The sequence below is a fragment of the Dialister sp. genome (assembly GCF_051885895.1).
Taxonomy (GTDB): domain Bacteria; phylum Bacillota; class Negativicutes; order Veillonellales; family Dialisteraceae; genus Dialister.
Genome location: NZ_JBJEXP010000033.1, coordinates 1 through 6,554, shown reverse-complemented (window position 1 = coordinate 6,554; position 6,554 = coordinate 1). Strand labels below are relative to the sequence as shown.

The following is a 6,554-nucleotide window of genomic DNA, read 5'->3' as shown; positions in this document are numbered from 1 at the left end:
GGGTGGTGGTATCGCCAATGGGGTCACTGTCCAGCACCCATAGTGCCCCCTGGCGGCGCCAGCCGCCAAAGGGGCCTCCGGAAATGTATAGCGCCGCATTGACACGCCGCAGCCTCAGACGTCTTTTGTCTGTCATCTATCGTCTGCCCGTCTGATATCTCCCCCACGTTAAAACCCCTGTGATTCCATATCACAGGGGTTCTTTTATGTATCGTCAGGCAGCTGGTTCAGAAGAGTGAGGAGGGGATTCCTGAATTCCTTTTCATCCAGCGGAGAATTTCTCACGGTATAGAGGAGATAAATCTTTCCCTTTCTTCTCACAGGGAGGATGGAGTGGACATCCCAGTGGTACCTGCCATCGTTTCCCAGGGTGCGGAAACAGCCTACGATGGTGCCGAAGGGGTCCTTTTTGGCTCTTTCCATAATGCTCTCGATGTCATTGAATTCCATGAACCGTTTCCTGTCATCGGGGTGAACCATTGATTCCGCATATTCTTTTACCATATCAGGAATGCCTGTGCGCCGGGCTGGGAAAAACTGCCGGTAAGGGGAATTCATGACCAGGGGGATGGCGCTGTCGTGGGCGGGATCTATAAGGCCCACATGCTGGTAGAGATAGAAGATATTTCTCGTCACCCAATCCAGCGCTTTTCCGTTTGCCCCCCTGTCCTGGATAGTAATGTTATTGAGATAGAGCACTGCCAGATGATGGACGCCGTCATGGGCCATGTACCTGGCATCCATTTTCATGTACTGCCCGTTTTCCGTATAGGTAATAGATCTATCCGCTTGGGAGCGTACAAGGTCTTCCAGGAAGGACCGGATGTTCTTGCTCACCGGTGATGCCGCCGCATTGATAAAGGATTCGGCACGGGAAAGGTCGTCCATGCCGGCAGAGCGCAGGGTGCGCAGGAATTCCGGATTGGCAAAAAGGTAATGGAGATGGTTTCTTGTAAATTCCACCACCGCCATGGCTTTATCGGTGAGGAAATCCACGCTTCCGATGGAGCTGTAATACCGGCGCAGCTGGGGCGTTTCCACTTCCCATCCCTTTTCCCGGCGGGCATGTTTGAATTCCGAAAAAGGCATAGGTTTCCCGTAGTAGTAGCCCTGGATGAGCTCGCAGCCGATGGAACGGACAAACTGCATCTGCTCTTCCGTTTCCACCCCTTCCACCAGGGTATGCATGCCGATTTCCTTGGCCATGCGGACAATGGCCTTGATAATATCCCGGGACTTTTCCGTAAAGTTGGAGAGGAAAGCCATATCGATTTTGATTTCATCGAAGCAGTAGTCCTTCAGCGTATTCAGGGAAGAATAGCCGCTGCCGAAGTCGTCCATCCACACCTCGTAGCCTGCCGCCCGGAACCGGTCGATTTCCTTCCGTACCATGTCCCCCTCGTGAACAAAAGCGCTTTCCGTCACTTCCACATAGAGCATATTCCGGGGCACCTGGTACCGATTCCGGATTTCCTCCACATCCTCATAGATGGACTCCTGGAAGAAATCAATGCGGGACAGGTTGAAAGACGCAGGGATCACCGTCTTCCCGTGGTCTATCTGGAAGCGGTACCGCCGGCAGATTTCCTCCAGTACATAAAGATCCAGTTTCTTAATCTGTCTGGAATCCTCCAGAAGGGGGATAAAAACGCCCGGTGAAATCATGCCCCGATCCGGGTCATTCCAGCGGGACAGGGCCTCCACGCTGGAAAGGGTGCCGGAAATAGTACGGATCACCGGCTGGAAATAGACCTCTATCCAGTGCTTTTCCAGCGCTTCCCGGAAATGGTCGATAATATAGCTCCGAAGGGCCTTCCTCTGGCTCATGGCGTCCGTATAGAAACAGATATGCTGATCCGGCAGTTCTTTGATGCTGTCGCAGGCCATCTGTGCCATACCGCAGGCACTTTCCACGGGCACGTGAAAGTCCTCCACCTCATAAATGCCGAATTTCACATCCATCCGGCTGGCATCATAGAGGGCATGAATCTCGCCGGTAATGGCAGGAATCATGGCTTCCACCGAAGGCCGGGACGAGAGCACTACGAAGTGATCATCGGTAAAGCGGGACACCAGGCTGTTGGGAAAATGCCTCCGCAGCACCTCCGCCATTTTGATGAGGAACTGGTTTCCCTTCTCGCTGCCGTTCCGAAGATTGTAGAAATTGAAATTGTGGATATTTACATAAAGAAAAACCAGCTTCGGCGCCTGGGGATCCAGGGCAGCCATGGCCAGAGTCATAGCCGCATGCTGCATGAAACGGGTCTTCCCCGGAAGACCGGTGAGGGAATCAATATCATAAATCTTGTACTTGGTGTCATTATCCAGAAAGAACACATAAAAGAGGGCCCCTACGGAAGGAATAAACACCCGGTGTCCGAACTCCTCCACCCGGCGGACAGACCCATCCTTTCTGATAATACGGTAATTTACGAAATTAAGTTTCTCGGAACTTCCGGCAATCTGCTCCCGGATATCCTTATCCACTCTATCCCTGTCATCAGGATGCACCAGGCTGCTGAAAGTACCTCCCGTGGTTTCCATAAAATCTTCAAAAGAAGAACAGCCGAAAACATGAATCAGCCATGGATTGGCATACAATATCTCCCCGTCGGCATCATCACGATAAATCAGGATCCCGCCGGGCAGATTTTCCTTCAGCTGAGAAAGCAGCATATCTACTGTATCTTTCCCTGCCATACACATCACCGCTCTTTCGGCACCGGATACTCACTTTCCGGAAGAACCCTGAAATATTCGATAGCCCCCAGCGTTCTGTCACCGCTGAAAAGAGGCTCTGTATGCACCAGCGCCGGCACCCGTTTCCCTGCCTTATTCTTCAAAAATACCAGCTGCTCCCTGGAATGGCCATCAAAAATGGTAGCCATCATGGGGCAGAAATCATGACACAGATGAAGCCCGGTGCTGTCGATATGGTCAAGACCTCCGTCAAAGCAGTGCTTTCCCATCATCTCCTCCGCACTGCAGCCTGTAATTGACGCTGCGCCCTCACTCCAGAAAACAATTTTCCGTTCCGTATCCAGCACATACATGCCGAACGGCGCTTCATCCACCATTTTTCGAAGAAGATCCACCGTCTCTATGTCCATGGTTTACCCCCCATATATTCATAGGAATCGATATTAAAATGATAATAAGGCTTATACAAATAGTATAATTCCAACATAAATAAAAATCCACAGTGTTCTATCTAATAATGTATACTGTTTGTATATTCACTCTCATGAAATCAGTTACTTCTGCGCATGATAAAAGCAGGAAAATCCTCTCTTTCTCGGAAAACCGGGTCCCGGCCCGTCAAAAAAAGCGCTGTCCTTTTCAGGAACAGCGCTTTTTTATTGGCTGACTTCTTATGCCATTTCTTTAGACGGTGTCCGGAGATCTTCCAGTTCTTTGCGAAGTTCCGGATCAAACCGCGGATTCAGAACATTCACATAGAGCCATGCCAGCATAGCGCCGGAAATATTGTGCCATGCGGAGAAGATGGCGCCGGGAACGGTGGCAGCAGGCATAGCGGCAAAATGGGCTTTGGCAAGGCCTACGGCCAGGCCGGAGTTCTGCATGCCCACTTCGATGGAGAGGGCCACTGCCTTTTTCCAGGAAAGGCCGCAGACGCGGGCTACGGCAAAGCCAAGGGCATAACCCAGGCAGTTGTGGAGGATGACTACCAGCATGATGATGCCGAAGTTGGCAATGATGGCGTCCTTGCTGGCCCCGATAACGCCGGCGATGATGAGAGAGATGGCGATGGAGGAAATGGCAGGGGTGTAGTCAGTAGCAGCTGCTGCCAGCTTCGGCAGGAAGGTCTTCACTGCCACGCCCAGGCAGATAGGAACAATGACGATCTGAACAATGGAAAGGAACATGCCCACGGGATCAAAGGCAATTTTCGTACCGATGAGGAGATAGGTGATGGCAGGGGTGAGGATAGGGGAAAGGACGGTGGATACGCTGGTCATGGTAACGGACAGAGCTACGTCACCCTTGCTCATGAAAGTAATAACGTTGGAGGAGGTGCCGCCGGGGCAGGTGCCTACCAGGATGACGCCGGCCGTGAGAGCCGGATCCAGCTGGAACACCGTGGCCAGGGTGAAGGCCAGGAAGGGCATGATGAAGAACTGGGCCACGGCGCCTAAGAATACATCTCTCGGCCGTTTGAACACAAGGACGAAATCCTTCACCGACAGGGTGGTGCCCATGCCGAACATGACGATGCCAAGCAGGAAGGTGAGGACGGAAATGCCGCCCACCTTACCCAGCACCCATTTGAAATTTTCCGGCATGGTGAAGCCCAGGATGAGGAAAAGGATGGCGATGAGGCCGAAGTATTTTCCGATCATGGCACATAATTTTTTCATATTGGTTCCTCCTTTATTTCAGCACAGCCCCGGTATTGGCGCTGGTCACGAGACGGGCATAGCGGGAAAGGTAGCCTGTCTTTACTTTCGGTTCCGGCTGCTTCCATGCAGCTTTTCTTCTGGCCAGTTCCTCATCGCTCACCAGAAGCTCCAGTTTTCTTTCGGGAATGTCAATGGAAATCCGGTCTCCATCCTGAATCAGGCCGATGGGGCCTCCTTCCATGGCTTCCGGGGAAATATGGCCGATGCAGGCGCCCCGGCTGGCTCCGGAAAAGCGTCCGTCCGTTAAGAGGGCCACCTTAAGGCCCATGCCGGTGATAACGGCAGTGGGATTCAGCATTTCCCGCATGCCCGGTCCTCCCTTGGGGCCTTCATAGCGGATAACTACTACGTCTCCCTCATGAATCTGTCCGCCGGTGATGGCTTTGATGGCCGTTTCCTCCGAATCAAAGCATTTGGCGGTGCCTTCATAAGTAAGGAGATCCCGGTCTACGGCGCTTTCCTTGATTACGGCGCCGTCGGGAGCCAGATTGCCCTTCAGAATGGCAATGCCGCCCTTATTCATATAGGCGTTGTCCACAGAATGGATAACTTCCGGATTTTCAATGGCCGCATGCTGAATGCGGTCCCTGACGGTGCCTGTTACGGTGAGGCAGTCTTCATGGATGATGCCCAGCTTCGTCAGCTCCTTCATAATGGCCGGTATGCCGCCGGCTTCGTCCAGATCCTGCATATGGTAGGTGCCTCCGGGGCTCATCTTGGTAATGTAGCGCGCCCTGCGGCTGATTTCGTCAAAGAGGTCCAAAGGCAGGTCAAGGCCTGCTTCATGGGCAATGGCCGGCAGGTGGAGCACCGTATTGGTGGAGCCGCCGATGGCCATATCCACAGCAATGGCATTTTTGAAGGCATCCAGGGTCATAATGTCCCGGGGCTTTACATCCCGCTTCACCAAGTCCAGGATAACCTCGCCCGCTTTCTTCGCCAGCATGCGGCGTCTGCCGAAATAGGCGGCAGGAATGGTGCCGTTGCCCGGAAGTCCCATGCCCAGCACTTCGGTCAGGCAGTTCATGGTATTGGCGGTGAAAAGGCCGGCGCAGGAACCGCAGCCCGGGCAGGCCCGGAATTCCATCTGTTCCATTTCCTCGGCGGAAAGCTGGCCCGATTCAAATTTTCCTGCTGCTTCGAACATGGTGGAAACGGAAATATTCTTCCCCTTCCAGCGTCCTGCCAGCATGGGGCCGCCGCTTACCACCACTGTGGGAATGTTCAGCCTGCCGGCTGCCATCAGCATACCCGGCACAATTTTATCGCAGTTCGGAATCATGACCAGCCCGTCAAAGGCATGGGCATTGGCCATGGCTTCGATGGAGTCGCAGATCAGTTCACGGCTGGCCAGGGGATACTTCATCCCCAGATGACCCATGGCAATGCCGTCGCAGATGGCAATGGCGGGAAATTCCACCGGTGTTCCGCCGGCAGCTGCTACGCCCAGCTTGACGGCGTCTGCGATTTCCCGAAGGTGCATATGGCCCGGAACGATTTCATTGAAGGAATTGACAATACCGATCATAGGCTTGGCAAGGTCCTCATTGGAATATCCCATGGCATGAAATAGTGTGCGGTGTGCGGAGCGGGTTGCTCCCTTTTTTACGATATCGCTTCTCATCTGTTTTCCCCCTTCGACTACGGCATTTCCTGCCTGTCAACCTTGCGGATAATAAAAAAATCCGTCCCTCATTATAGAAATATAATGAGGGACGGATAGAATCCGCGTTACCACCCTTGTTCCTGAGACATTGCTGCCATCAGACACTCTTCAACGTACCAACATACGCGTTCCCGTTAACGCAGGACAAACGTCAGCACTTACTCTCATTCAGTACTGAACCTCAGGGATGATTTTCATTTTCGGTCAAATACCGGCTTTCACCGCCCGCCGGCTCTCTGCGATCTGATTCCCAAAATTACTCTTTCCCCTCAAAGGCTTTAGGCTCTATTCAGCACGAAATGAAACTTCGGCACTGAACCTCAGGGACGACTTCGTCTTCCGTCATGTGCCGCATTTCACCATCCGCGGCTCTCTGAAACAGGACTGCAAAGAGTACTCTTTCCCTTCCAGGGCTTTTTCTTTGGAAGTTGAAATGATTATACGCTGGGGGAAATCAGACTGTCAAG

At 52.8% G+C, this 6,554-nt stretch carries 4 protein-coding genes and 1 other annotated feature; all 4 genes read right to left on the bottom strand.

Going from position 1 to position 6,554, the window contains the following annotated elements:
* Positions 1 to 204 precede the first annotated feature (204 nt).
* The 4 genes from ACI4N7_RS02550 to ilvD all read right to left on the bottom strand — a co-directional run bounded on the left by ACI4N7_RS02550 (position 205) and on the right by ilvD (position 6,045).
* A complete protein-coding gene (locus tag ACI4N7_RS02550) occupies positions 205 to 2,700 on the bottom strand; it encodes an EAL domain-containing protein (protein ID WP_439731803.1) in 2,496 nt (831 codons plus the stop codon).
* A 5-nt stretch (positions 2,701 to 2,705) separates the two neighbouring features.
* A complete protein-coding gene (locus ACI4N7_RS02545; protein ID WP_439731802.1) occupies positions 2,706 to 3,110 on the bottom strand; it encodes a PAS domain S-box protein in 405 nt (134 codons plus the stop codon).
* A gap of 261 nt (positions 3,111 to 3,371) precedes the next feature.
* Positions 3,372 to 4,379 (bottom strand): bile acid:sodium symporter family protein, encoded by a 1,008-nt coding sequence (locus ACI4N7_RS02540; RefSeq protein ID WP_439731801.1) that lies wholly within the window; start codon positions 4,377 to 4,379, stop codon positions 3,372 to 3,374.
* A 13-nt stretch (positions 4,380 to 4,392) separates the two neighbouring features.
* A complete protein-coding gene (gene ilvD / locus ACI4N7_RS02535; protein ID WP_439731800.1) occupies positions 4,393 to 6,045 on the bottom strand; it encodes a dihydroxy-acid dehydratase in 1,653 nt (550 codons plus the stop codon).
* Positions 6,046 to 6,129: 84 nt separating this feature from the next.
* Positions 6,130 to 6,369, bottom strand: a binding site (T-box leader).
* Positions 6,370 to 6,554 lie beyond the last annotated feature (185 nt).